This window comes from Arthrobacter sp. 10N410, from assembly GCF_056394945.1.
Window position 1 is genome coordinate 50,816 of sequence record NZ_JBFTIP010000004.1, and the last position, 24,068, is coordinate 74,883.

Genomic DNA, 24,068 nt, shown 5'->3' on the forward strand with positions numbered 1-24,068 from the left:
CGATGAGCACGACCGTTCAAATGGATCTCTCCCCCGGCATGTCCGGAGGGATAGGTGTCCGACCAATACAAGACATTGTGACAAGAGTCGTCGGCTACTGCACCCATCCTCGGAGCGGCTGGCATACTTATGACCTGCTTGGATCGGTAGCTAGACAAGATGGCCACTTCAAGGAGATCGCTCCGTGGTCACTGTTGTGGGCCACCACGCTGGCCGGGCGATTGTCCGCGCCAGACATCGCACGCTTCACGCACAAGGTTCGGTCGGAATTGGCGCAACGGCTCAACGCCCTGTCCGCTAAGGACCTCGCCGAGATGGACGATGACGACGTGAAAGGTCTAACTCTTCTTTGCCGGTCCGGCTTTCACGGGGTGTGGGCGCCCAAGGTCACGAAAATGCTTGCCCTATACAGGCCGGACGCCGTCCCTGTTCTGGACGGCCACGTGGCCATGGCCATGGGCTTCAAGAGAGACGGCTTCCGTTTCGGGGCGGAACCGCGCTGGGAGCGTATCGAGAAAACGCTCTTGACGCTTCGGGGCATCCTCCGCAGCCAACAGGACGAACTTGCCCAGATCCGTGCCCAAGTCGCCCGCGAGGTACCGGATATTGACAAGGCAACGGATCTCCGGCTGCTGGACATCAGCATCTGGACTTCGCAGGATGACCGGATGTCCCGAGCCGGGAGCCCAGCCAACTACTGGCTGAATCGGCAACCGCGCGACTATCAGCCAGGGCGCCTCGATCCCTTGTCATTGCAGTGATCCGCAAGACGGAAGGGCATTCGATGGAAAAGCACCAAGACAACGGTCATTCAGCGCTCACGACCTTTGTCCTAGATGACAGAACCGATTGTCTGACACTGCCGATAGCGTGATAGAAACGACCACCAGTCAAAGCATGGGGGATGAATGAATATCGAGTTCGGATGGTATCTGGACCGGGCGCCTTGGGCCTACCAACGGCCTGGTCTCAACCGGATCCGGGTAGGCCGGAAGAACTTCACCGCCTTGCTGCAGACACGCCTGGGCATTACCCGGCCGGACACAGGGCATGCTGAGCGCGTCGGCCAGTATCTGGGCCGCCTTCAGTCCATCGACTCCCCGGGCGCTTGGTTCCACGAGTCCTTCCAAGTCGATCCGTGGTCCACAGCCCAGGAGCTTCTCGCCGCCCGCGACGACGCCGTCGCGAACGGCTGGACCGGAGCGCTCCCCACCGAGCGCCCCGGCGCTACTGCTCCGTCCCAACTGCTACAGACGCTTGCAGCCGCGGAAAAGGGACCCGGAAAACTCGCTCCATCTTTGGCCGATGACATCGTCGAGCTGGTGACAGCGCTTGACTCTCCGCTTCCGCTTGACATCCACCAGCTCGTGCTCCAGCATCCGGAGGGCAGTTTTCCGCAGGTCTGGCAGGTCATCATTGGGAAGCTCCGCGACCGCGGCGTCGAAATCAGCGAAGCAATCCCTGCTGCCGCCCCGCCCAAGCTGACAATCCTGAGAGCCGAAACCGAATGGGACGCCGCGGAAGTGGCCGCTAGGTGGCTGGCGTCGGGCGACAATACCAGGACCGCCGTCGTCTGTTCTGACAGCAGCGCCCTCCTGGACAGCTACGTCTCCGGCCATGGGCTGCCCGCAGTCGGTGTCGGCGCGCCCTCGGTGTGGCGGCCGCAGGACCAGTTGATTCCGCTGTTTTTCGAAGTGATCTGGTCGCCCGTGAACGTGCAGCTCCTCGCCGAACTGCTCAGCCTTCCCGGTTCACCGGTCCGCCGGGGCGCGGCGCGGCACCTGCTGGGTGCGCTCAGGGCCGAACCTGGAATCGGAGGCGACGCCTGGGCCGCCGCCATTGCAGACATTGAAGGCGACGAACAGCTCGGCCCGGACATTGCGCGGGCCTTGGACGACGTCTTCAACGTCGGCTTGCTTGTGGAAGAAGGGAATGTCAGCGGCCTCCAGCTGGCGGAGCGGGCGGAATGGCTGGCGGGCAGGCTGCATGCCCGCGCAGCCATCGACGAGACAGCCAACGGCACGGCGGCGGTGCTGCAACGGGTCCTCGCACTCATCAAGCCTCTCCCCCGAGTGTCCCGCCGGGACCTGCGCCGAATCGTCTCCGCCGTGGTCACGCCATCCTCCGGGTCCCTAGCAGCAGCGGAAGCCTCACCTTGGCTGCGTCTCAGCCACTTGGCTGAGCTTACCGACGACGTCGACCAGGTGCTCTGGTGGGGTTTCCAGAGCGCAGGCATGCCGCGCATCCGTCGGTGGGACGCCCATGACGTCAGCGCCCTCGCCCAGGTGGGTGCGCATCTTCCGGCCCCCGAACAAATAAGCGCCCTTGAGGTCACCCAGACGCTTGCCGCCTCAACCCGGACCAAAGACCTGGTCCTCGTCCAGATCCAACAGCGTAACGGTGAACAAGTGGCAGGCAACCCGTTGCTGGAGGCTCTCGTTGCCGCCCAACCGACGGCGGATACGGAGTCTGAATCCGTGGCCGATCGCCTCTCCGCGTTGACTATCACCCCCGCGGGACTGACCAACGACAACGGCCGCTGGTCGCTGGCGGGCCGGCACGCGCAGCTAATTACCCTTCCCCAACACCGCCCCGCCGCGCCACCTCCCGTCCACCAGATAGGTCCCAATCCGGCTCTCATTCCCAAGCGCCTCTCCTACACCCAGCTGTCTACGCTGCTCGGCTGTTCCCTGGCTTGGGTGCTCAAACATAAATCGCACCTTCGCGTACCCGATGCCGCCGGAGTGCCCACCGGCAACCAGATGCTCGGAATCTTCGCCCACAAGGTCGTCGAAGTGCTTCACGACCAACTGCGGCAGCAGCACCGGGCGGTACCGGAACCCGGCGAGGTGAGTACCGTCATCGATTCACTCCTCCCGTTGATGGCTTCGGAGCTGCTTCTGCCCGGCCAGCTGCACCGGCGTGCGGCCGTCCGGGCCACCATCGAGACCACCGTGATGATGTTCTTCAAACAGCTGCAGCACGGCGGCGTTGTGCTGCAGGACATGGAGAAAGATTTCAGTGAGGACCTGACCTTCACCGTGGGTGGGTCTGAGCTCACAGTTTCGATCGAGGGGCGTGCCGACGCGGTGGGCATAGATGCTGACGGCCGGACCGCCGTCATCGACCTCAAATGGAGCAACACAGAAAAGTACCTCCGCGAGGACGTGCAGCGGGGGGAAGCTCTTCAGCTGGCCCTGTACCAATGGGCACTCAACGATGGCGGCGTCCCTCCCGATTCTCCGTCAGCGTATTTCCTGCTCAAACAGGGCACGTTCGCGTCCGCACACCCGGAGTTTGGCGGTGTCCTGCAGTCCGCCCAGGACACGCCGGAACTCTGGCGCCGTGCCGTACGCGCGGTGGAATTCACCGTCGAGGAAGTACTGGCCGGACGGATCACTGCAACGCAACCGGCCCAAGACGCATTGGTCGAAGGCGAGCCCGATGCCGCCGCGCTCGCTGCTGTGAATGAGCGGCTGCACCGGCAGCCTACTTGCCGGTACTGCCAATTCGGAACTCTGTGCGGACTCAAAGGGGACTACTCGTGAACCTGCTGGACAACGTCACCATGGTCTCGGCGAGCGCCGGTACCGGGAAGACCTACACTCTGACAGGCAAGATCGTGGAGCGGATTGCAGGCGGCATGCCAGCCGGCGTCATCATGGCCACCACCTTCACCAAGAAAGCGGCAGGTGAACTCCGCGAGCGAATTGCCGCGAGGCTCTTGGAACAGGCAGAGACAGCCGGCGACGCCGATGCTGCCGGCGCCCTCAGGCTCGCCTCCCAGCAGCTCCCGGCCAGCCTGATAGGCACGGTGAACAGTGTCTGCGGTCAGTTGCTTCAGGAACACGCCATCGACGCGGGCCAATCACCTGCGTTGGAAGTCATCGGCGAAGAACAGCTCTCCAGTATCTTCAACCTCGCCGCCGACGAAGTCCTGGCCGAGCACTCATCCGTCATCCTTCCCATCGCTCAGCGCATGGGCACCGACGGCAACGGAGCACGGGACGCCAAAACCTGGCAGGAGATGGTCAGGGCCATCGTGGATGCTGCCCGAACAAACCTGCTAGGAGCCGATGATCTGGCCGCATGCGCAGAGCGATCCTGGACAGGGTTCCGCGAGCTCCTCGATGACCCAAGCACGGACGAGAGGGAGCAGTGGCTGCGGGACCTGCGCGCCGGTGTGCCCGATCTTGAGGCAACGGCGAGGGACGGCAGGACGCCCGCCGGTAAGAGTGTGACCGTCACGACGGCTTCGTTTACGGAGCACGTGCCAAAGATTCTTCAAAAGATTACCGCCATGAAGGAGATCGAAAACATCTCCTGGGAGGACTGGCGCGGAGTGGTGGGATCCGCTGCTCCAGCCGCCGTCAGGGGACTCTTCGCACCGGCGACGGACGCCATCAAGGAGGGCCTGCTCTCCAACCCAGCCTTCCACCACGACCTCGAGCAGTACACCCGGAGCATCTTCAAGTGTGCTGCCGAATGCCTCGAGGCCTACTCTCAATTCAAACGGCTCCATGGCCTCATGGATTTCGTGGACCAAGAGACCCTTGTCTTGGAACTGGCCCGCAACAACGCCGCCTTCCGCCGCTCGTTCCCAAGCCGCGTCAGGTTTCTCGTCGTGGACGAGTTCCAGGACACCAGCCCACTGCAGCTCGAACTCTTCCTGCAGCTCAGCCAACTCGTGGACCAGGCCGTATGGGTAGGCGACCCCAAGCAGGCCATCTACGAGTTCCGCGGCACTGACCCGGAGCTCATGGAGGCTGTGGTGACAAAGGTGAGCCAGCGGGAACAGCTGTCCGAGACCTGGCGGTCGCACCAAGCCGTCGTGGACTTGAGCAACGCCGTGTTTGAGCCGGTGTTCGAAGGACACGGTATGACGCCGGAAACCGTCCACTTAACGCTTCCAACTGCACACGCGGAGTGGTCACCAGGCACGCTCGAAGCCTGGACCCGGCCCTCGTCCAACGACGGCGACCGGCTCAAGGCCACCGCAGCAGGCGTAGCATCCTTGCTGGGCCGGCGTCGGGAGCTAAGAGCAGGCGACGTCGCCATCCTTGCCCGGTCAAATGCGGACGTGGAATCTCTTTCCGCAGCACTCGATGCCTTGGGCATTCGGGCCAGCCGCAATCCTCGTAAGTTGTCCGCCGCCAGGGAAGTGCAGCTGGCACGGGCAGGCATGGCCTTCGTCGCTGACGGCTATGACACTGTTGCCCTCGCCGAGGTTGTGGCACTCCATCCCGGCCACTCCGCCCACGCCATGTGGCAACAGCAGCTGCTCTCTGCTCCTGACGCCGCCGCTGTGCTTGAGTCGTGGAGTGCCGACCCGCTGGTCACTGCACTCGACGGCCTTCGCGAACGTGCGGTAGGGGCTACTCCCACCGAAGTCTTCGACGCGGTGACTGGCGTCCTTAGCCTCCCTCGACTGATCGGGAGCTGGACTTCGCCCTCTACTCGGCTCAGGAACCTCGACGCCGTCCGTGGTGCAATCAATACCTACTACGAGCGCTGCTTGGCGCTCCGCTCCCCGGCAACCTTGCGTGGCTTTCTGGCCTTTTTCGGCAGTGAGGAGCAACAATCAGCTGAGAATTCCGGGGACGACGTGGTCAACGTCCTCACCTACCACAAAGCCAAGGGACTCGAGTGGCCCGTAGTGGTGATGGAGGGGCTGGACAAGGACTTGCGGCTCGCGGCGTTCGGGGCAGCCGTTGAGCAGCAGGGCATCTTCGATCTGGCACAGCCGCTTGCGGGCCGCTGGATTCGGTTCTGGCCTAGCCCCTTCCCGTACGGCGGATCCCCGCTGGATGCAAAGGGTCGGAATAGCGACGTGGCGGAACGCGCGCAGGAACGCGACCGCCGCAACATGTCACGGCTTATGTATGTGGGCATGACCCGGGCAGTCGAAACCACTGTCCTAACCGCCAAAAGCAGCAAACCGGATCTGCTGAATAACCTGGGCACTCCGTCTTTGGTTTCCTGGACCAAAAACGACGAACCCGGCTCGGCCGGCATTATCCAAGTGGCAGACAACGAGGGCTTTCCCGCGATCGTTGAGGAGCTAGCGCCGGTGAACGGCCTACCCCCAGCGGCGACGTGGGAACAACGCTTTGCTGACCCGCTTTCTAATCCCTCCCCGACTGAGACGTTGCCAGCCCGTTTCGCAGCCTCATCCTTGGACTCTTCCGAGCTCGACGCAGCGGTCACCGCCGTTGCAGAGCTGGGTCCACGGCTTGCCGACCATGGTTCCGATGACTGGGGTGCGGTGGGCAGTGCGGTGCATGCCTACTTGGGAACGCAGTTTTCCGCGCTCAACCCGTCCGAGCGGTGGGATCTTGCGGAGCGGATCGTAGGACGGTGGCAAGTCGAAGGCACCGTCGATTCTTCGCTGTTGATTACTTCCGGAGAACGATTCGAGTCCTACCTCGAGTCAGAATTTCCGCAGTGGATACGGCACCGGGAAGCCGCAATCGGCTGGCGGCCGGACCATCAAGTAATGGAAGGCTGGATCGATCTGCTGTTGGAAGGACCGAATGGCTTTGTCCTGGTAGACCACAAGACGTACCCGGGCAATAATCCGGAAAGCCACGTGCGCGAGAAGTATCTGGGCCAAATGGCGGCGTACAGCAACGCGGTTCTCGCCGCCACCGGAAAGCCGGTCCTGCGGACGCTAATTCACTTCCCGGCGCTAGGACGGGTTTACGAGATCAGCGAGGTCTGAGGTCGCCGAGCAGTGCTACCACCAGCGGTGCCGGCACTCCGAGCTCTGGCACGCCCATTTGGGTAGGCCGAATTCCACTTTGCCGGTGGCGGGGTAAACACGCATTTCGTCCATGACGATGCAGCCTGCGAACTCTGTTTTGGGCATCGTCTGGCGCGCCGACGGCATGACCATCCCATAGGCAATTCGCCACGCCTCATGGCCGCACACCGGGCACTTCCGTGAGACGGCGCGCTTCTTCTTCGGCTCTGTGCGAGGTGTGGGTTTATCGGGAGTCATGGAAGCACTCTAGGTGGACGCTCTGACATCACGCAGCGGTTTCGGGTAATTACAAAACTTCTTTTGGGCTGAGAATCTTTGCAACCCAGCCAGCGGGAAAACAACTCGGGGGGTGCGAGCCGGGCAACCTGGCCCCCCGTTTACTGTGGACTTCGGCGCTCAGTGGCGGCGTTCTGCGGTCGCTCACTGTCGCAGGCGTCGGTGTTGCCCATGCCCACGACTTAGGGGGTTCACGAGAATGCTATTGATGCCGCCAGCAGGGCGAAGCGCCGCTGTTGCAAGCTCGAAGAATTGTGTGCTTGCGGCCACGAGGTTCAAGCCTTGAATTGCTATCGCAGAACGCAGACGGCCTATCGCACAGGGGCCAGGCGGGATTGGCCGAACGTCTACTTGATCTGAATAGACGTAACCACAAGATGGAACAGGCCCTGTTTGCTGTTGTATTCCCCAACTAGGGCCGTAACGCGGACGTTCTGTCCGACGGCGATGTTCTCGGGAATGTTCGAACCGGAATAAGTGGGATCCCCTGAGATCTGGAAGTTGGGCCCTGTCGACGGGGACACTCCAGAATTACCCGCCAAGATCAGGATGTCTTTGAAGCGCTTAACCGAGGAGGGGCTAATGGAAGCGACATGCCCATCAAACGCAATTGTCTTGGTCCGGTACTGACGTGAAAATGCCTCAACGTTGTCCCCAACATCCGGTCCAGCCAATAGTGTTGCGAGTTCCCTACTGCTCTCAGCTGTCAGCGTCTCAGAACCCCCACTGGACTGGGAAGCAGACTTCGACGCCTTATCGTTGTTAGCGGGAAATGAGTGATAGGAAACGACTATCGGCGCCGCCGAGGGAAAGCTGTCGTCTGTGCTGAAGCTGGAATCGCCGTCAACTTCAACCGCTTTAACTTCTCCCTCTCCGCTGAGCCAACCCGTTATTAAATCTCCCAAGGGATTCGCCTTTACGTTCGTGAATCCTGCCTTTTGCAGAGCACCAACAACATCTTGATATTGCCTGCCTTCGAGACGCTTCGAAGATTCGGACATGCGTATGGCATCAGTGGCGTTGCTTCCGCCACTGCAGGCCGCAGTCGACAACACCACTGCCAATGAGGCGATATACGTGAGAATGCGTTTGACCATCATGCAAAACCTCTCGCGGTTTCAATTGTTGTCTCGTAGCGAACCGCACGCTTGGCTGTCGCGAAGTCCCTGCGCCGAATGTGGCCCTCTCGAGCCTTCGTCAACAGTAGTCCCTGCCGTGACGCAGATTAAATCTGATCCCGAGGCAGGCTGACGTCACAAACGTACGAATGCGAGATCTCTCACCGGCTGAACGACCGCGATGAAGACAATGTCGTAATTTTTGGAGCTCCACGATGCAAGTTCGATCAGGTAGGCGCAGGTTACTTGAGATCTCGGAATGTCCCGAGCAACATTCTCAGGACGGTCACAGGCGCGTTGGGTCGCTAGGTGGACCTCTACGCTCACAGAACGCCGCCACTGGCGGTCGAAGCACTCGTTTACGAAACGCAATGTGATCCCCAGCGCAGCCCTTATTGTTGAGTCCGCACGGACGAAACCGTTTACGTAAACCGGCCGACGGCCGGGGCACGCAGCACCCGCAGGCACCTTCAGCGAGGAGGAACAGTGGTCACCATCCGCGATGTCGCCCGGCACGCCGGCGTTTCCCCGGCCACTGTTTCCCGGGTGGTCAACGGCCTGGTCGGCTACTCGGACGAAACACGGGAACGCGTCGAGACTGCGGTCAAGAGCCTTTCCTACGAAACGGATTACCTCGCCCGGGGCTTGAAGACCCGGCAGACCTCCGTGATCGGGCTCCTCGCGCCCATGGTCTCGGATGCCCTTGCCTCCCAGGTCATGCAGGGCGTGGAGGAGGAAGCTCAGGAACGCGGCTACGCCGTGATGCTCGGCCGCACCGGCGCCAAGTCCGCCTACATCGCCGGCGACCTTCGGACTCTGCGCACCTACCGCGCCGCCGGCGTCATCCTCATCTCCGCAGTGATCACCCCTGAATCCCGGCAGCTGCTGGGGGCCACGGTCGCGATCTCCAAGTTCACCGGCGCCACCGAGTTCCAGGCGCCCTTCGGCGAGCAGATGGCCGCCGGCGTGATCGTCACCGTGCCGCTGGTGATCATGGTGCTGATCTTCCAGCGCCGGATCGTCGAAGGCCTCACCGGGGGCACCGGCAAATGAGCGCCGCGCCTTTGGTCGAGGAGACCGCGCTGACCCCGGACGCCGCCTGGTGGGAATCCGCGGTCATCTACCAGGTCTATCCGCGCTCCTTCGCGGACGGTGACGGCGACGGCGTGGGCGACCTCGCCGGGCTGGCCGCCCGGCTGCCGTACATCGCCTCGCTCGGCGTCGACGGCATCTGGATGACTCCGTTCCAGCCCTCCCCGCAGGTGGACCAAGGCTACGACGTCTCCGACTACTGCGGCGTGGACCCGCTGTTCGGCACCATGGAACAGTTCGAGGCGCTCCTCGAGCAGGCCCACGCGCTCGGCCTGAAGATCCTGCTCGACGTCGTCCCCAGCCACTGCTCCTCGGAGCACCCGCTGTTCGAGGCGGCCCTCGCGGCCGGCCCGGGCTCGCCGGAGCGCGAGATGTTCCACTTCGTCGAAGGCCGCGACGCCGACACTCTCCCGAACAACTGGCAGAGCGTCTTCGGCGGCCGGGCCTGGAGCCGGGCCAACCCTCAATCGGCGACGGACACGGACTGGTACCTGCACCTGTTCTCCGCCGGACAGCCGGACTGGAACTGGCGCAATCCCGCCGTCGGCGACTACTTCGACGGCGTGCTGCGCTTCTGGTTCGACAAGGGCGTGGACGGGCTGCGGATCGACGTCGCGCACGCCCTTTTCAAGGCCGAGGGGCTGCCGGACTCGCCGTCGGAGGGCGGCGTGGTGGACGGGCTGCGGTCCAACCCTCAGGTCTCGGACCAGGAGGAAGTCCACGAGGTCTACCGCCGCTGGCGTGCCCTGGCCGAGCAGTACGAGCCGCACCGCCTGCTGGTGGGCGAGGTCAACCTGGAACCAGCCCGCGCCGGCCGCTACACCCGGGCCGATGAGATGCAGCAGGCGTTTGCGTTCGCGTTCGTGAAACTCGGCTGGGACCCGGGAGCCTGGGCTGCCGTCGGTAATGAGCTTGAGGCCGCGCGGCGGGAACACGGCGCCACCCCGACCTGGGCGCTGGAAAACCACGACATCGTGCGCTCCGCCACCCGGTTCGGCGGCGGCGATCTGGGTAGCGTCCGGGCTCGGGCGGCCCTCGTGGCGTTGCTCGGGCTGCCCGGCGCCGCCTACCTCTACCAGGGCCAGGAGCTCGGGCTGCCCGAGGTCGACGTTCCGCTGGAGGCCCGGGTGGACCCGATGTGGGCCCGCGGCGGCGTCTGCCGCGACGGCGCCCGGATCCCGCTGCCCTGGACCGAGGATCCAGCGCTGCACCACGGCTTCGCACTCGGCACCGCTGAAGGGCCACCCTCCGAGCCCTGGTTGCCGCTCCCCGCGGGCTGGGGCCACTACGCCGTCGAACGGCAGGTTCAGGACGCCGGGTCCGTCCTGAACCTGACCAAAGCGGCGTTAGCGCTGCGCCGGAAGCTGTGGAAGAACGCGGTCTTCACCGCAAACGACGGCGGCACCTGGCGTGTCGAGGCCGGCGAGCTGCTGCTCTGCGAACGCAACAGAGACTTCCTGGTCGCTGTCGGGATGGGCACCGAACCGGTGGAGCTCCCGGCCGGCACGGTACTGCTCAGCGCGGCGCCGCTGGAGCAGGACGGCTGGCTGCAGCCGAACAACGCTGCCTGGATACTGACTGGCTGAGGGCGCCGAGGGGCTGACGCAACCGTCGCACTGCCCCGGCCCTCCCCCGAGGCCCGGCCGGGTCGGCACGCACTCTTTCCCTCAGCAGGTGAACCGTGCTTGACTATTTATATACGGAGGGGAGTATCCCCAGATCCGGTCCGTCGTCAATACGGGTGTCCCAGTACACTCCGGCGGGCAGGGCCGATCATTTCGGCCGGGAGAGACCTCCAGTTGGTTCAACAACTGACTGGAAGCAGGTCCCCATGAACGTTCCCCTGGCCGCTACCTCCACCGAAGCTTCCCCGTCGCGGCGGCTGTCCGGGACCCGCCCTGCCGTAGTGGTTGTGCTTGCCGGCATCGACGGCGCAGGCAAATCCACGGCGGCGCGACTGCTTGCCCAACGGCTGGCGGGCTCCGGACGCCGCGCGACCGTCGCGACGAATCCCTGCGGGCGGAGCAAAATGACAGCATGGTCCAGCCGTCTCGGCCTGAGCGTCCCGGCCGGATTGCTAGACGCTGCCGAAACGTCCATCCGCTGCGCCAACGTCCTGCTTTCCCATCTACGGGCCAGATACTTTTCCGGCGTCGTGATCATGGACCGGTACCTGTACTGCCAGCTGGCATTGAAGCGGGTGAGGGGGCTGGGCCCGGGACGTTTCCTGCCCTGGCTGCTGCGGTTGTTTCCCGCCCCGGACGCTGTGTTCTACTTCGCCGTGCCGGCTGACCTTGCCTTGAGCAGAATCGTCAAGCGGGGCAAGGACACCGAGGACCTGGAGAGCCTGGCGGCCTTCGACAAGGGCTATAGGGAGCTCGACGATCTCCCCTCCTTTGTCATCATCGACGCCGGGCAGTCTTCCGGGCAGATCGCGGAGACGGTTTGGCAGGAGCTCACCCGCTCCCTGGCCCCCGGTCCACCCGACCGGCCCGTCACGCCGTCGCGATGGGCCCATAAGATGAGGCATGGACTTTGAGGACACGCTCTGGACAGTCTTAGGGGCCGGGCTGGTTCTGCTGATGCTCGTCGACGTCTTTCGTACACTCCTCTATCCGCACGGTTCCGGTCCTCTGGGCCGGGCGATCATGCACGGATTCTGGGTTGTATCGAGAAAACTGCGGGGCCGGGGCTCCTTCATCGCAGCCCCCTTGGCGATGGCCGCTGTCATTGGAGCCTGGGCCGGTTTGGCGGCCATCGGCTGGGCTCTGCTGTACCTGCCCCATCTGACGGACGGTTTTGTTTACGGAGCCGGGGTTCCGCTGCGGGCCGACTTTGCCGAAGCCCTCTACATCTCCCTGGTCACTCTTTCCACCGTGGGGTTTGGCGATATCGTGGCAGCGCACCCACTGCTCCGGCTGGTTGTCGCCCTCGAGGCCGTCACCGGTTTCGGTTTGCTGACAGCAACGGTCACCTGGATCCTGCAGACTTTCCCGGCCCTGAACCGCCGCCGGGCCCTTGCCCACCAGCTGAACCTGTTCAGGGAGGCTGCAGGTCCGGCAGGTGTATCGGCCATGGACCCCAGTCACGCTGCCGGCCTTTTGGAGGCAATGGCCGGAAACGTGGCGACGGTGAGCATAGACCTGCTTGCGTTCCATGAAACCTACTACTTCCGTGAAGTCGAGCAGCGCGGCTCCCTGCCTGCCACAGTCGCCTACGCCCAGGAACTGGCATCCCAGGCCCAACGCAGCGACAACCCTGAACTCCAGTTCGCCGGACGGATGCTCCACGCCGCGCTGGATGGACTCGCCGACGTTCTCCGCGGCAAGTTCGGCCACTCAGGAACCACCTCTTCTGACGTGTTCGACAGCTACGAGCTACACCACCGCCACCTGCGGGGCAGGAAACCCGACAGTACCTAGCGTGCGGGCAGCCGCTGCTGCCAACGCTGCTGTTCTGGACGCGCTCGGCGCCCCGTCCACGGGCGACGTCAGGCTCGCAACCGGCTCCCGCCTTGAGGGCGGGCTCCGGTTCCCTCCGGCTCCGTTGCCGGGGGTGGCGATGTTATGAGTCGTATCGGTGTCAGGCTCCGGCCTATGAGCGCTGGGCGATGTTGAGGATGTTGCCCTCGCTGTCCAGGAACCAGGCTGCCTTCCCCCAGGATGCGGTGGCCACGCCGTTCTCCGTCTTCAGGCCGGGAAAGTCGTACTCTTCGAAGACGACGCCGCGGCCCCGCAGCTCTTCCATTTCGGCTTCGAGGTTGTCGGTTTCCCAGCCCATCTGGGTGTTCTTGGCCGTCCCCGCATTGTCCGTTTGGTACACGAGGAAGCGGGTTCCCTGGCCGCAGCTGTACATCACGCTGCCCTCTTCCATGGATTCGGAGGGTTCGATGCCCAGCTTGTCCCGGTAGAACTCCTTCGCCCTGTTGATGTCCTTCGCGGGGAGGACAGCCATGATGTTTGAATCCTTGAACATGATGAATCCCTTCAGTGCGTCGATGACCGCAGTGATGGCGTAGCTCCCCCCGGTTTCGGTCCCCGGAATCATGGTCCGGAGCCGTGACCGCCCCTCGCGCCTAGCCGGGGCAGCCACCTGGGACTCTCCGATGCCGCGCTACATCATCGCCGGCGCGAGGGGTCCCCGAAGCTTATGTGGCCATTATGGACCGATCCGGTCCTGCGGAAAATGGGCTACCGGTAAACCCAAAGCATCCCCGGAGTGCCGGTTGTCGCCACGGAACTCCGCCCAGGTGCTGCGCGACCGACGCAGCCGTGGCAGAGTGCTCGCATGGCAGCTTTCACCCAGACAGATAACCTCCAGGGCGCACACTTCACCGACGTGAACCTGCGCGGCGCCCGGTTCGTCCGTTCCGACCTGTCCGGCGCGGTGATGCGCGCGGTCGACGCGGCCGGGGCGGACATCGACGCCCCGTGGCTGCTCGAGGCCGGGAACACCCTGTACGTCAACGGCGTCGACGTCGTCCCCTTCGTCGAGGCGGAACTCAACCGCCGCTTCCCCGGCCGTGCCGGGAGGCGCGCCAAGGACCCGGACGGGCTCCGGCAAGCCTGGGCCGTGCTGGAGCGGACCTGGCAGGCGACGCTGGAGCGGGTTGCGGCGATGCCGTCCGGCACCGTCGATATCTCGGTCGACGGCGAGTGGACCTTCGCCCAGACGCTGCGCCACCTGGTCATGGCCACGGACACGTGGCTGGGCCGGGGAATCCTCGAACTGGAACAGCCGTACCACCCCATCGGCCAACCCAACGCCGAGTACGAGACCGACGGCTACGATCCGGCCGTCTTCTCAAGTGTCACACCGTCCTATGCCGAGGTGATTGAGGTCCGGGCAGAGAAGGCAGCCATGGTCCGGGACTACCTCGCCACCGTCACCTCGGCAGATCTGGCCGCGGCCCGCCGGAATCCGTGGGCCCCCGACCAACCGGTGACCGTCCGCTCCTGCCTGCACACCATCCTCAACGAGGAATGGGAGCACCACCGCTACGCCGTCCGGGACCTGGACGCGATCGAGGCAGGGTCCGCCACCTAAGAACCGGTCCCGGCTGACGCGAAGACACACTCGCCGCCGGCACGTGGAAGTATTCACTTATGACTATGGACAATGATCCCGCCAACCTTCCGGCGCCAGCCGCCTCACCCGGCACAGACGCCTCGACCGACGTCGGCCGCGGCTGGGACCACATCGGGGCCATCATCGTCGACGCCACGTTGCAGCGGCGGCAGAACTACCACGAGACCGTCAAACCACGGGTCGACGCCCTCATTGCGGCCTGGCCGGACGCCGCCACGACCAGCGGATTCCGCCAGCGCCTCGATACCGGGAAGCTCGCCGACGTTATCGATTGGCCTTCTCCGGGCCGTCTCGCCCAGATGGAGGAAATCACGGGCGTGTTCGAGCGCCAGGGCATTGACACGGTCATGGAACTCCAGCACGCCCTGGGTGACCCGGCCAGGAGAACCGTTCTCCGTGAGGCCCTCGCAGCGGTGCGGCACGTCAGCCCCAAAACGCTGGATTACATAGAGACCCTGAGCGGAACCGACACGGGAGCCTCCGGCAGCTAGCCACCCGAGAAACCGGGCCATCGGCAGCCGGCGCGCACAGTTCACCCGGAGTCCAGCTTCCGGAACACGGCGGTCCACCTGCGTTCCCTAGCGTGGACGGGTCTTCGGCTCAACGCCGGTATCCGTACCCCGGAAGGAACCATCACCATGCGCACAGTCCTGACTGCCGCGGCGGCCGCCGCGCTCATCGCGTCGCTGGCCAGCCCCGCCGTCGCCGCCGCTCCCAACGCCGACGCCGGCTCCGCGCCGTCGTCGAACGCTGCGTCGAACGCTGCGGTAACCGCAACCTCTGAGGTCAGGACCAACGAGCGCAACGGCTCCTTCGACCTCCAGGCGCACCGCGGAGGCCGCGGCGAGTGGACCGAAGAATCCCTGGCCGCCTTCGCCAACGCACTGAAGCTGGGCGTAAGCACCCTGGAACTGGACACCCACCTGACCACCGACGGCAAGATCATCGTCTGGCACGATGACACCATCCAGGCCGACAAATGCCAGGACACTGCGCCGGCCGCGCCGGGCGATCCCGCCTTCCCGTATGTCGGGGACCGGGTGGCGGACCTGTCGCTCGCGCAGATCAAGACGCTGGACTGCGGGTTCACCCAGCTGAAAGGCTTCCCCGAGCAGGACGTGATCGAGGGGAACCGGATCGCCGAGCTCGCGGACGTCTTCCAGCTGGCGCGCGACGCCGAGGTCAAGAAGGTCCGCTTCAACATCGAGACCAAGGTCGAGGACGGCAAGGCCGGCGGCCCGGGCATGGTGGCCCTGACCAAGGCCGTGGTCGCCGAGATCCAGGCCTCCGGAATGGCGGAGCGCTCCACTGTGCAGTCGTTCGACTGGTCCTCGCTGAACCTCACCAAACAGCTCGCCCCGGAGCTGCCGCTCGTCGCCCTCTCCAGCGGCGACGCCTGGCTCGAGGTCGGCCGGCCCGGCGCCAGCCCCAACCTCGGCGGCATCGACATCGACAACTACGGCGGGTCCCTCGCCAAGGCCGCGGCCGCCCAGGGCTACGACGCCATCTCCCCCACGTTCCGCTCCGTCACCCCGGGAATGATCGCCGACGCCCACACCCTCGGCCTGCCGGTGATTCCCTGGACCGTCAACACCACCGCGGACATGAACCGGCTGATGGACCTCGGCGTGGACGGCCTCATCACCGACTACCCCACCCGCCTGCGCACCGTGATGGACGAGCGCGGCCTGAAGCTCCCGAAGGCGTACGCGCCCAAGGCCTGAGACACCGCCGACAAGAGAGGCTGTCCACGATTCCCGAGGAAAAACGTGGGCAGCCTTTTCTGTTTCGACGGTTCTGGTCCCGACGGTTCTGTTCCCAACGGTTCTGGTCCCGACCGTTCTGGTCCCGACGGTTCTGTTCCCAACGGTTCTGGTCCCGACCGTTCTGGTCCCGACGGCGGTCGGTCCGGCCGCCGTCGTGGGTGGTGCCGTCGTGCGTGGGTGCCGCTCAGCCAACGGCCACCGCGCCGATCTGCTGCATGAGGGCCAGGTTGTCGGTGGTGCCCCAGTGCTCGGCCACCTTGCCGTCCTCGACCCGGATGATGTCTGTGCAGTCGAACTCGACACTCTTGCCCGTGGCCGGGATGCCGGCCATCTCACCGCGGTGGGTCCCGGTCAGGATCACGTGGCATGCTTCCATGTTGCCGGCGGTCATTGAGGGCTCAATCGCCTTGACCTTGATGTCCGGGAAGGCGGACCGCATGGTGTTCACGAAGAATTTCACGCCGTCCTTGCCGGACGGCTGCCCGGGAAGGCCTTCCTCGTGATCGACATAACTGTCCGTCGCCAGCTCATCAATGAGGGCCAGATTTCCGCTCTCCACGACGTCCTTGTAAAACCGCTCTATCAGTCCAATACCCTCCGACATTTCCTGCTCCTTGAAGGCGAGAGACCGAATTGGATCCCCCAGGCATGTGGCCCGGCGCGGCCCGCGCAGCCGACGCAGCCGGGGCTCCGTTCCGGGAGCGCCCGGGCACGCGGCACCGGGAAAACCTGTGCCTAAAGTAGTGGAGAAGGGGCGAATCGCCTCGTTAAGGCTGAAGGTATGCCCGGGCTTTGAAGGTGTCAATATGCTCCGGCCACAGCTTTTTGGCTGGGTCCGACACCCAGCTACGGCAAGGGAATAGGCCGCCCACCAGCCGTCGTTGTGAAGGGGCGATTCCGGGTCCGGCCCCCACCACCGGCACAATGGAACCATGCCCCTCACAACTTTTGCGCTCATCCGTCACGGCCAGACCGACTGGAATGCCGAGCGCCGGCTTCAGGGCTCCACTGACATTCCGCTGAACGACGTCGGCCGCGGCCAGGCGCGGGACGCTGCCGCAGCCTTGTCCGGCGACGAGTGGGACGCGATCGTGTCTTCGCCGCTGGGCCGTGCGGCCGAGACCGCAGACCTGATCGCCGCCGGGCTCGGCCTCAGCGTGGCCCGGCACATTCCGGAACTCACCGAGCGCTCCTTCGGCCCGGCCGAGGGGCTGCAGGACGGCCCGGAGCTGGACGCCCTACGCATCCCCGGCGGTTTCCGCGGCGCCGAAACTGAGGACGACGCCGCAGACCGCGGACTGGGTGCCCTGGAAACACTGGCGGAGGAATTCCGCGGCGGCCGCATCCTGGTGGTGGCGCACGGGTCGCTGCTCAGGGTCAGCTTGAGCCGCATGGTCGGCCGCCCGCTGCCGCGGGTGGACAACGCCGTACTCAACCTGGCCCACCACCACACCGTCGACGGCTGGGAGCTTGAATACTTCAACGGCGAGCGCCTGGCCGCAGACGCCCTCGCCTGACCGTCCCGCGTGACCGCCGGCGAACCGCCTTCGCATGACCTCGACCACCGGCTGACCTACGCCAGGCAAAACCATCTCCGTAACCTCCCCGCACGCCGCAACATCCCCGACCCATAACTGGTCCTATGAGTGCCTCGCGGGCGGCGGGATCCTGGTGCTGCCCGCCGCGTCGCCCTGCGGCGTGAGTATTGTGGGTCCGGTACACCGCGACGCCGACCTCCTCCGTCTGGCCTGCCAGCTCAGCGCCCACACCGCGCCCCGGCCCCAGCAACGAAAGATGACCCCATGCTTAACCGATTGAAGTCCGCCGAACAGGCCCGGCTGCACCTGATCCTGATGCTGGTGCTGACCTTCTCCACCGGCGTCATCGACGCCGTGGGCTACCTCGGCCTGGATCGGGTCTTCACCGGCAACATGACCGGCAACGTGGTGATCCTGGGCATGGCCCTGATCGGCGCGGACAACCTCCCCGTGGTGGGCCCCTTGATCGCGCTGGCCTGCTTTATGCTCGGCGCCGTGGCCGCCGGCCGGGCCCTGCGCCCAGAAGCCGCGGGCTGGAGCCGCCGGACCACGGTCCTGCTCACCGCCGTCGGCGTCACCATGGCCGCCGTCGCCGTCGTCCTTTTCCTGCATGCCCCGCGCGCCGGCGACCCGGTCACGCTGGCGATCACGGGAGCGCTCGCGGTGGCGATGGGAATCCAGGCGGCCACCGCCCGGCATCTGGCCGTCAGGGACGTCACCACAGTGGTGGTCACCTCGACGCTGACCGGACTGGCCGCGGACTCCCGGCTGGGCGGCGGGAAGGGCGGCCACTCGGGCCGACGCCTCAGCGCCGTCGTGCTGATCCTGGCCGGCGCCACCGCGGGCGCGGCCCTGCTACACGTGCACCCGGGGCTCGGGGTGCTGCTGACAGCGCTGCTCACCCTCATCGTCGCGGTGGCCGGCGGGATTGCCCATGCGCCGTGCCAGGAGCGGGACCTTGTGCGCCCGGAAACTTCAGAAAAGCTCCAGTTGTCGGTCGGTCCTCCGGCATCGGCTAAGTAGTGCGCGTGGTTGAGGTCAGGAACACACCTCAACCACGCGCCCGGACCTACTGTCGCAGCCAGCTCCCGCAGCGGGTGGTTGTAAAGTCTTGACCTGCCGAAAGAGTCACCGAGGGACGACCGCCGTTGACGATATCGTTTTCGATGATGTCCGAGCCGTTTGAGCCGGTTCGGTAGATGCCCCAGTAGCAACTAGACGATACGTTAGCGGAAGCTCGATAGGTCCCGGGCTGAATATCCACGCCGACGGTCCAGGTCCCCTCAGTGATGGTCTTTGCGGCCTGCGTCTTTTCGGCCGCCTTCACAGCGTCCTCGCGCTTCTTCAAAGCCGCCTCGGCTTCTTTCACGGCTGCGTCCGCCTCAGCCGCCGCGCTTTCCCGGGCGTCGACAACTTCTTCGCGGGCGTTCACGTTGGCGTCGAGCGAGTCGTAGTTGCTCTGGAGGCTTTTAAGATCGGAGCGCAGCGTGGACGCTTCGGCTGAGAGGGAACGGAATTCGGAACTATTTTTTGGGTCCGGCAAAGTGGCCCCAATTCCGACACCGGCGCCTAGGAAAATCACAGCGGCACCGGCCGCCCAGTATCCGGTCCGACGCCGCGGCCGCTCGTCTGCCGTTCCAGCTAATGCTCCCGGACGCCTCAAGTTCTCGGGTACGGGCGATTTCTTGGTGCGTGGTCGCCACAAAAACTTGGGTTTGACGTTCTTGATCTGGGCAGGTTTTCCGGCAGAAACAGCGGAAGGGTTGGCCCCCTCACCGGCCACAGGTGGCCGAGTTGGCTGATCGGGTATGCCCGCTTCAGGGTGGTTTTCAGTCATAGTGCGAATCCCCATAGATTGTTACGAGTTGATTTAGTGTGGTCCCGATGAGCTGGCAGGGCGTCGGCCCTGGCACATAGTTGGGCCGAAGACTGAACATACAGCTAAGGACCGACAATCCTTCAATGCTTCAGCGGGCGTGGCGCCCCCTCATTTTTCAGTCGAAAAGGACTGTCATGACGAGCGAGCGTCATGGTGTATTCGCTCCCGTCCGGACGTTGGGGTGCGGCAGCTTCTCCGAGAGGCTCGCGGCCCTGCAGGAATCGTCGCCTGAAATCCGGCCGAAGTAGACGCGCCTAGGACTGGTAGCCAAGGAGTTATATAAGACCCGCTGGCCGCGTATATGCTTCGTCAACCTCGAAAACCGCCGCGCTCCGTCAATATCTAAAGAGACCGAGTCGCTACATTCCGCGGTGAGTTGCCACCGTAATGGCCAGTGCAAGGACGCATTAAAAAGGCGGCCTTATCGGACAGATTCAAAAGGACTCGGAAGATTTGGGGGATAACTTTGTCAGATATCAAAAATGCCCGGACAGCCGTGGACGAAATAGCACCACACGGCGGTAGGAGAGCCTGAGAAGCGCCTGCCAGGTTCCCGACAGCCACTTGTCGGCCCGTCAACAGAGTGTCGGAGCGGACGTGGGCTTTTAGGAACCCGAAAGCCATCCAAATTCTCTGCCGAAAACAAACGTCAGCTCACGGATTCGGCTTGAGTCCAAGCCCTGCAGCGAATGACCGTCGGGCTAACGCGGACGCGAGTCCATCAGGGGTAGGGCATATATTACGTATACTCTGGCTACCTTTTGAGACGCAGGTATGCACCGACCAGCCCATCCCCGAGCCTCTGATAGACGCCACGGAGACCCTGATGCCTGAGGCCTTTTTCTCATGACGCTGTGACCGCGGCAAATGATTTCTTCTCGTACTGCCCGCTGCATGAGCAAGGAAATCTCAGCACAGACACTCTCAGAGATGACGGGACATCGTTGACCAGACACCGCCCAACACCGGCAGGTCCCTGAGCACTCCGGACCACAGGAACATCAGGACAAGTATCATTAGGACGCCTGTAGTCATCAGGCACAGAAATGTCTATTGGGGGCCCTTTGAATGCACTGCCTTTCTCGCTGCTGACCGCTACCGCACTGATACTGACGGGATGTGGAGCGCCGGCGGAAACAGCCAAGCAGGCCTTGCCCTCGTCGCCGTCTCAGTCGCCCTCCGCCTCCACTCTGAACAAGGACACGGTGCCCTTGTTGACCACTTGCCTGTCCCTTTTTGGTGAGGGCACCAGTTCTCTAGCCAACGAATCCATAGGCTTCCTGAAGGAGGTGAAGTCCATCGACGCAAAAACTGCTCGGAAAGCGGACTCATTCGCCACTCGCTTCGCCGAGGTAGCAGAAACTGCAAAGCCTGAGCTTGCCGAACCTCTTCACGAGATGCAGATCCTCTTCGAGGATTTCGTCCAGGCGTGGAAGGATTCCGGCTCATGGTCAGTGGGGGACTCCTACGCTGCAGCCAAGGCCGCCGTCGTTGACGTCTGCACGCCGGAACTGGACGCCGCGGATGAGCCGGCGCCCAGTGCAGCTCCAGCTGTAACAGACGATGAGAAGTTCCTGAAGGCTCTGCGGACAGCCCACCCCGCCATGAAATCGACGGACACTGCGAACCAGCTCGAAATCGCGAAAATCTTCTGCGACGTCTACGACAAAGGCGTGCAAAACGGCAAAGTAGCGGAGGCAGCCGCCGCTTCCGACGCGCTGGTCACCGCTCCCGCCGGAATCAAGTTCACCCTCGAAGAGCTGAAGTCGATCCGTAAACTTGGCGTCAGCACCTTCTGCCCGCAGCATCTGGATAAGGTCCCCTAAGGCGCCCCAGCAGCAACATGTGCCAGCAATAAGCGTTTCTTTGTCCGCCCAGAGTGAGCAAGTCGTCTCAACGGCACCTTGGCCGTGTACAACAGGTCAATAACCGGCGCCCGGCAACGATGTCCGACGTCCCGCAGGGCACGCAATGGTCGCAGCGTACGCGAGCTGACGGACAACGCCGAGCCCCTCGAGCGTCAGGTCTTGGGAGATGCGAGTGGAAATGCGGCGCGCGTGCTTTCGAGGGTCCTCTCATCCGCTACCTCAACGGCATCTCTAGCTTCAAGGAATCCGACAAGTCAACCGTTCCCAAAATTGTGGAAGCGCAGGACGAGATCAAGAAGATAGCCAATACTGCTAACCCTGAAATGAAAGAACTCTTGACCGCGCTGTTTTCCGAAGAACTAGATGAATTCAAGGCGGCAGGAGTGGAGCTACCCACTCGTTGCTGATAAGGCGAAAGGTCGAGCCGTGTCGTTTGACTCACCGCGCGCGATGCCGAGCCCAGGCGCGACGTTTCCATCGTCGTCGACACCGCACCTCCGCTGGACGAGTGTTCACCAGGAGGGGCATCCGGTCGAGTGCGACCGGATGCCCCTCTTGCTCTATTCGGTCCGACTAGACCGGCGCCCGCCCGGTCACCCGTTCCCCCACCAACCCCGCGAAGAACGCGGCGAGCTCCGCCGTTGCCGTCAGCGGAAGCACGGTGGCCACGTACTGGTCCGGCCGCACCACCACCACAACGCCGCCGCGGTCCAGGCCGCGCTGCTCAAAGATGTCCGCCCGCGGATCCGCGGCGTAGACCTTCTCGAGGTAGTTGAGCTGGAACGGCCCCACGGCAGGCTTGAAGACTGCCGGCACGGCGGTGATATCCACCTCCGTGTGTTCCTGCTGATAGATGACCTTCACGTCGAACCAGGCGTCGCGGTCCAAACCCTCCGGGGTGGCGGCGAGCGGCGAATCCGGCGCCTCGGCCAGCCAGGCGGCCAGGTCCGTGGTGGGCGACGCCGCCCCCGCCACAGCCTGGTCCGCGAAGACGTAGATCCGCCACCGGCCGTCCGCCGTGGCCTGGTGGCCCAGGTGCAGCGGATTGGTGTCGCAGACCCGCACCACGGGCGCGGACTTGAAGCGCTTGCCGATCGGGAAGCCGGTGGCCAGCTCCTGGTGCGTGGCCTCGCCGATCAGCATCGACGGGGTGTACTGGGTCATGAAGCCGGCCGGGAACTCCGCGGTGCTGACGTAGAAATCCTCCAGCTGGGACGGGCTGTCGAATTCCTCCGGTTTCTTCGCCATCAGGGTCGACCATTCCTTGTCGAAGTCGATGAGGTTCTTCGCGACCACCTGGCGTTCGGCTGAGTAGGTGGCCAGCAGGCTCTCCGGGCTGCGGCCTTCCAGCACATGCCCCAGCTTCCAGCCGATGTTGAAGCCGTCCTGCATGGAGACATTCATGCCCTGGCCGGCCTTGGCGCTGTGGGTGTGGCAGGCGTCGCCGGTGATGAACACGCGCGGCGTGCGGGTGCCGCGCTCCTCCGGGACGACGTCGTCGAACCGGTCGGTGAGGCGGTGGCCCACCTCGTAGACGCTGTGCCAGGCGACGTTGCGCACGTCCAGGGTGTAGGGGTGGATGATGGCGTTCGCCTTGGCGATGATCTGCTCGATGCTGGTGCTGCGCACCGCGCCGGCGTCGCCCTCCGGGACCACGCCCAGATCCACGTACATCCGGAAGAGGTGGCCGCCCTCGCGCGGAATCAGCAGGATGCTGCCGCCGGCGCCCGAGGTGATGGCGCATTTGGTGCGGATGTCCGGGAAGTCGGTGTTGGCTAGCACGTCCATCACGCCCCAGGCGTGGTTGGCCTTGTCCCCCGCCATGGTGCAGCCGATCGAATCCCGCACCTTGCTCCGGGCGCCGTCCGCGCCCACCACGTACTTGGCCCGCACGGTGCGCTCCCGGCCCGCCTCCGGTCCGGAAGTGTGCGCGAGCGTCACGGTGACGGGGTACTCCCCCTCGCCGACTTCCAGCCCCACGAATTCGTAGCCGTAGTCCGGTTTCATCCGGGTGGGGGCGTTGGCCATGACTTCGGCGAAGTAGTCCAGGACGCGGGCCTGGTTGACGATCAGGTGCGGGAACTCGCTGATCCCGGCCGGGTCATCCAGGGTGCGGGCGGCGCGGACAATGCGGGACGGGTCCGCGGGGTCCGGCTTCCAGAACGCCATCTCCGTGATCCGGTACGCCTCGGTAATGATCCGCTCGGCGAAGCCGAAGGCCTGGAACGTTTCGACGCTCCGGGCCTGGATGCCGTCGGCCTGGCCGATGGCGAGCCGGCCCGGCCGGCGCTCCACGATCCGCGTCGTGATGTCGGAGAACTGGGAGAGCTGCGCGGCGGCGACCATGCCCGCGGGCCCGGTGCCCACAATCAGCACGTCGACGACGTCGGGAAGCTCTGCCGGGCGGTCGACCCCGACGCCGGCGGCGGGCTGGACCCGCGGGTCCCCGGATACATAACCGTGGTGGTGGAAGTGCACGGGATTTCCTTACGTCGTTGTAGGGCTGGCTGCTGCCATCAAAATCGATTGTTCGATAATAGAACTCAATGTTCTATTATCGAACCGCTGAGTTGACTATAGGCGCCCCGAAGGCGCGCAGGCAAATATTTTGTGGCTCCGCTCACACATAGCCCCCGTGGTGCGGGGGCGTCAAGGGCTCCGTCGGCAGTGCCGGCCGGAC

20 protein-coding genes are annotated in these 24,068 nt (G+C 64.4%); 14 read left to right on the plus strand and 6 right to left on the minus strand.

From position 1 onward, the window contains the following. Nucleotides 1-2 precede the first annotated feature (2 nt). The 3 genes from AC1DB8_RS11260 (at nt 3) to AC1DB8_RS11270 (ending at nt 6,721) form a co-directional block, all read left to right on the plus strand. Nucleotides 3-761, plus strand: a complete 759-nt coding sequence (locus AC1DB8_RS11260; protein WP_476893061.1) for a DUF6308 family protein — start codon at nt 3-5, stop codon at nt 759-761. A gap of 147 nt (nt 762-908) precedes the next feature. Then, nucleotides 909-3,548 carry a PD-(D/E)XK nuclease family protein gene (locus AC1DB8_RS11265; protein ID WP_476893062.1) on the plus strand — a complete coding sequence of 880 codons (2,640 nt, stop codon included), beginning with the start codon at nt 909-911 and terminating at the stop codon, nt 3,546-3,548. Next, nucleotides 3,545-6,721, plus strand: a complete 3,177-nt coding sequence (locus AC1DB8_RS11270) for a UvrD-helicase domain-containing protein (RefSeq protein WP_476893063.1) — start codon at nt 3,545-3,547, stop codon at nt 6,719-6,721. Before AC1DB8_RS11265 ends, AC1DB8_RS11270 begins: the two co-directional genes overlap by 4 nt. A gap of 15 nt (nt 6,722-6,736) precedes the next feature. On the opposite strand, the gene AC1DB8_RS11275 is transcribed toward AC1DB8_RS11270, so the two are convergent. Both AC1DB8_RS11275 and AC1DB8_RS11280 read right to left on the minus strand, forming a co-directional pair. Next, nucleotides 6,737-7,000 (minus strand): hypothetical protein, encoded by a 264-nt coding sequence (locus AC1DB8_RS11275; protein WP_476893064.1) that lies wholly within the window; start codon nt 6,998-7,000, stop codon nt 6,737-6,739. Between the two features lie 386 nt (nt 7,001-7,386). Further along, nucleotides 7,387-8,139 (minus strand): DUF4839 domain-containing protein, encoded by a 753-nt coding sequence (locus AC1DB8_RS11280; RefSeq protein WP_476893065.1) that lies wholly within the window; start codon nt 8,137-8,139, stop codon nt 7,387-7,389. Between the two features lie 504 nt (nt 8,140-8,643). Here AC1DB8_RS11280 and AC1DB8_RS11285 point away from each other — a divergent pair. From AC1DB8_RS11285 to AC1DB8_RS11300, 4 genes are all read left to right on the plus strand, one after another. Next, nucleotides 8,644-9,210 carry a LacI family DNA-binding transcriptional regulator gene (locus AC1DB8_RS11285; RefSeq protein ID WP_476893066.1) on the plus strand — a complete coding sequence of 189 codons (567 nt, stop codon included), beginning with the start codon at nt 8,644-8,646 and terminating at the stop codon, nt 9,208-9,210. After that, on the plus strand, nt 9,207-10,835 hold the full coding sequence (locus AC1DB8_RS11290; protein WP_476893067.1) for an alpha-amylase family glycosyl hydrolase: 1,629 nt from the start codon (nt 9,207-9,209) through the stop codon (nt 10,833-10,835). Before AC1DB8_RS11285 ends, AC1DB8_RS11290 begins: the two co-directional genes overlap by 4 nt. Before the next feature lie 245 nt (nt 10,836-11,080). Beyond that, nucleotides 11,081-11,788: a dTMP kinase gene (locus AC1DB8_RS11295; RefSeq protein ID WP_476893068.1), complete on the plus strand. Its 708-nt coding sequence runs from the start codon at nt 11,081-11,083 to the stop codon at nt 11,786-11,788. Further along, on the plus strand, nt 11,778-12,671 hold the full coding sequence (locus AC1DB8_RS11300) for a potassium channel family protein (protein WP_476893069.1): 894 nt from the start codon (nt 11,778-11,780) through the stop codon (nt 12,669-12,671). The genes AC1DB8_RS11295 and AC1DB8_RS11300 overlap by 11 nt, the downstream gene beginning before the upstream one ends. A gap of 172 nt (nt 12,672-12,843) precedes the next feature. Here AC1DB8_RS11300 and AC1DB8_RS11305 read toward each other — a convergent pair whose 3' ends face one another. Beyond that, nucleotides 12,844-13,224: a VOC family protein gene (locus tag AC1DB8_RS11305; protein ID WP_476893191.1), complete on the minus strand. Its 381-nt coding sequence runs from the start codon at nt 13,222-13,224 to the stop codon at nt 12,844-12,846. 312 nt (nt 13,225-13,536) lie between these two features. Here AC1DB8_RS11305 and AC1DB8_RS11310 point away from each other — a divergent pair, with 312 nt between their 5' ends. The 3 genes from AC1DB8_RS11310 (at nt 13,537) to AC1DB8_RS11320 (ending at nt 16,061) form a co-directional block, all read left to right on the plus strand. Continuing rightward, entirely contained in the window at nt 13,537-14,295 is a 759-nt protein-coding gene (locus tag AC1DB8_RS11310) for a DinB family protein (protein ID WP_476893070.1), read from the plus strand. Nucleotides 14,296-14,354: 59 nt separating this feature from the next. Continuing rightward, complete coding sequence (locus AC1DB8_RS11315) at nt 14,355-14,828, plus strand: hypothetical protein (RefSeq protein ID WP_476893071.1); 474 nt, start codon at nt 14,355-14,357, stop codon at nt 14,826-14,828. 147 nt (nt 14,829-14,975) lie between these two features. Next, entirely contained in the window at nt 14,976-16,061 is a 1,086-nt protein-coding gene (locus tag AC1DB8_RS11320; RefSeq protein ID WP_476893072.1) for a glycerophosphodiester phosphodiesterase family protein, read from the plus strand. Nucleotides 16,062-16,287: 226 nt separating this feature from the next. Here the strand turns inward: AC1DB8_RS11320 and AC1DB8_RS11325 are convergent, their stop codons facing one another. Beyond that, nucleotides 16,288-16,707: an ester cyclase gene (locus AC1DB8_RS11325; protein ID WP_476893073.1), complete on the minus strand. Its 420-nt coding sequence runs from the start codon at nt 16,705-16,707 to the stop codon at nt 16,288-16,290. A 328-nt stretch (nt 16,708-17,035) separates the two neighbouring features. Between AC1DB8_RS11325 and AC1DB8_RS11330 the strand changes: the two genes are divergently transcribed. Both AC1DB8_RS11330 and AC1DB8_RS11335 read left to right on the plus strand, forming a co-directional pair. Next, nucleotides 17,036-17,620, plus strand: coding sequence for a histidine phosphatase family protein (locus AC1DB8_RS11330; protein ID WP_476893074.1), 585 nt, complete (start codon nt 17,036-17,038; stop codon nt 17,618-17,620). Between the two features lie 285 nt (nt 17,621-17,905). Then, nucleotides 17,906-18,664 (plus strand): YoaK family protein, encoded by a 759-nt coding sequence (locus AC1DB8_RS11335; RefSeq protein ID WP_476893075.1) that lies wholly within the window; start codon nt 17,906-17,908, stop codon nt 18,662-18,664. A gap of 46 nt (nt 18,665-18,710) precedes the next feature. Here AC1DB8_RS11335 and AC1DB8_RS11340 read toward each other — a convergent pair whose 3' ends face one another. Then, nucleotides 18,711-19,478, minus strand: coding sequence for a hypothetical protein (locus AC1DB8_RS11340; protein ID WP_476893076.1), 768 nt, complete (start codon nt 19,476-19,478; stop codon nt 18,711-18,713). 1,106 nt (nt 19,479-20,584) lie between these two features. Here AC1DB8_RS11340 and AC1DB8_RS11345 point away from each other — a divergent pair. Together AC1DB8_RS11345 and AC1DB8_RS11350 are read left to right on the plus strand one after the other, a co-directional pair. Then, on the plus strand, nt 20,585-21,346 hold the full coding sequence (locus tag AC1DB8_RS11345; protein WP_476893077.1) for a hypothetical protein: 762 nt from the start codon (nt 20,585-20,587) through the stop codon (nt 21,344-21,346). A gap of 314 nt (nt 21,347-21,660) precedes the next feature. Then, complete coding sequence (locus AC1DB8_RS11350) at nt 21,661-21,795, plus strand: hypothetical protein (RefSeq protein ID WP_476893078.1); 135 nt, start codon at nt 21,661-21,663, stop codon at nt 21,793-21,795. Between the two features lie 166 nt (nt 21,796-21,961). Here the strand turns inward: AC1DB8_RS11350 and AC1DB8_RS11355 are convergent, their stop codons facing one another. Beyond that, nucleotides 21,962-23,866 carry an FAD-binding monooxygenase gene (locus AC1DB8_RS11355; RefSeq protein ID WP_476893079.1) on the minus strand — a complete coding sequence of 635 codons (1,905 nt, stop codon included), beginning with the start codon at nt 23,864-23,866 and terminating at the stop codon, nt 21,962-21,964. Nucleotides 23,867-24,068 lie beyond the last annotated feature (202 nt).

Bases quoted from the DNA above. Each gene is read 5' to 3' on its own strand.
- AC1DB8_RS11265 (WP_476893062.1), top strand. From the start codon at position 909: ATGAATATCGAGTTCGGATGGTATCTGGACCGGGCGCCTTGGGCCTAC.
- AC1DB8_RS11305 (WP_476893191.1), bottom strand. From the start codon at position 13,224: ATGTTCAAGGATTCAAACATCATGGCTGTCCTCCCCGCGAAGGACATC.
- AC1DB8_RS11310 (WP_476893070.1), top strand. From the start codon at position 13,537: ATGGCAGCTTTCACCCAGACAGATAACCTCCAGGGCGCACACTTCACC.
- AC1DB8_RS11340 (WP_476893076.1), bottom strand. From the start codon at position 19,478: ATGACTGAAAACCACCCTGAAGCGGGCATACCCGATCAGCCAACTCGG.
- AC1DB8_RS11300 (WP_476893069.1), top strand. From the start codon at position 11,778: ATGGACTTTGAGGACACGCTCTGGACAGTCTTAGGGGCCGGGCTGGTT.
- AC1DB8_RS11260 (WP_476893061.1), top strand. From the start codon at position 3: ATGAGCACGACCGTTCAAATGGATCTCTCCCCCGGCATGTCCGGAGGG.
- AC1DB8_RS11280 (WP_476893065.1), bottom strand. From the start codon at position 8,139: ATGATGGTCAAACGCATTCTCACGTATATCGCCTCATTGGCAGTGGTG.
- AC1DB8_RS11295 (WP_476893068.1), top strand. From the start codon at position 11,081: ATGAACGTTCCCCTGGCCGCTACCTCCACCGAAGCTTCCCCGTCGCGG.
- AC1DB8_RS11330 (WP_476893074.1), top strand. From the start codon at position 17,036: ATGCCCCTCACAACTTTTGCGCTCATCCGTCACGGCCAGACCGACTGG.
- AC1DB8_RS11325 (WP_476893073.1), bottom strand. From the start codon at position 16,707: ATGTCGGAGGGTATTGGACTGATAGAGCGGTTTTACAAGGACGTCGTG.
- AC1DB8_RS11335 (WP_476893075.1), top strand. From the start codon at position 17,906: ATGCTTAACCGATTGAAGTCCGCCGAACAGGCCCGGCTGCACCTGATC.
- AC1DB8_RS11315 (WP_476893071.1), top strand. From the start codon at position 14,355: ATGACTATGGACAATGATCCCGCCAACCTTCCGGCGCCAGCCGCCTCA.
- AC1DB8_RS11320 (WP_476893072.1), top strand. From the start codon at position 14,976: ATGCGCACAGTCCTGACTGCCGCGGCGGCCGCCGCGCTCATCGCGTCG.
- AC1DB8_RS11290 (WP_476893067.1), top strand. From the start codon at position 9,207: ATGAGCGCCGCGCCTTTGGTCGAGGAGACCGCGCTGACCCCGGACGCC.
- AC1DB8_RS11275 (WP_476893064.1), bottom strand. From the start codon at position 7,000: ATGACTCCCGATAAACCCACACCTCGCACAGAGCCGAAGAAGAAGCGC.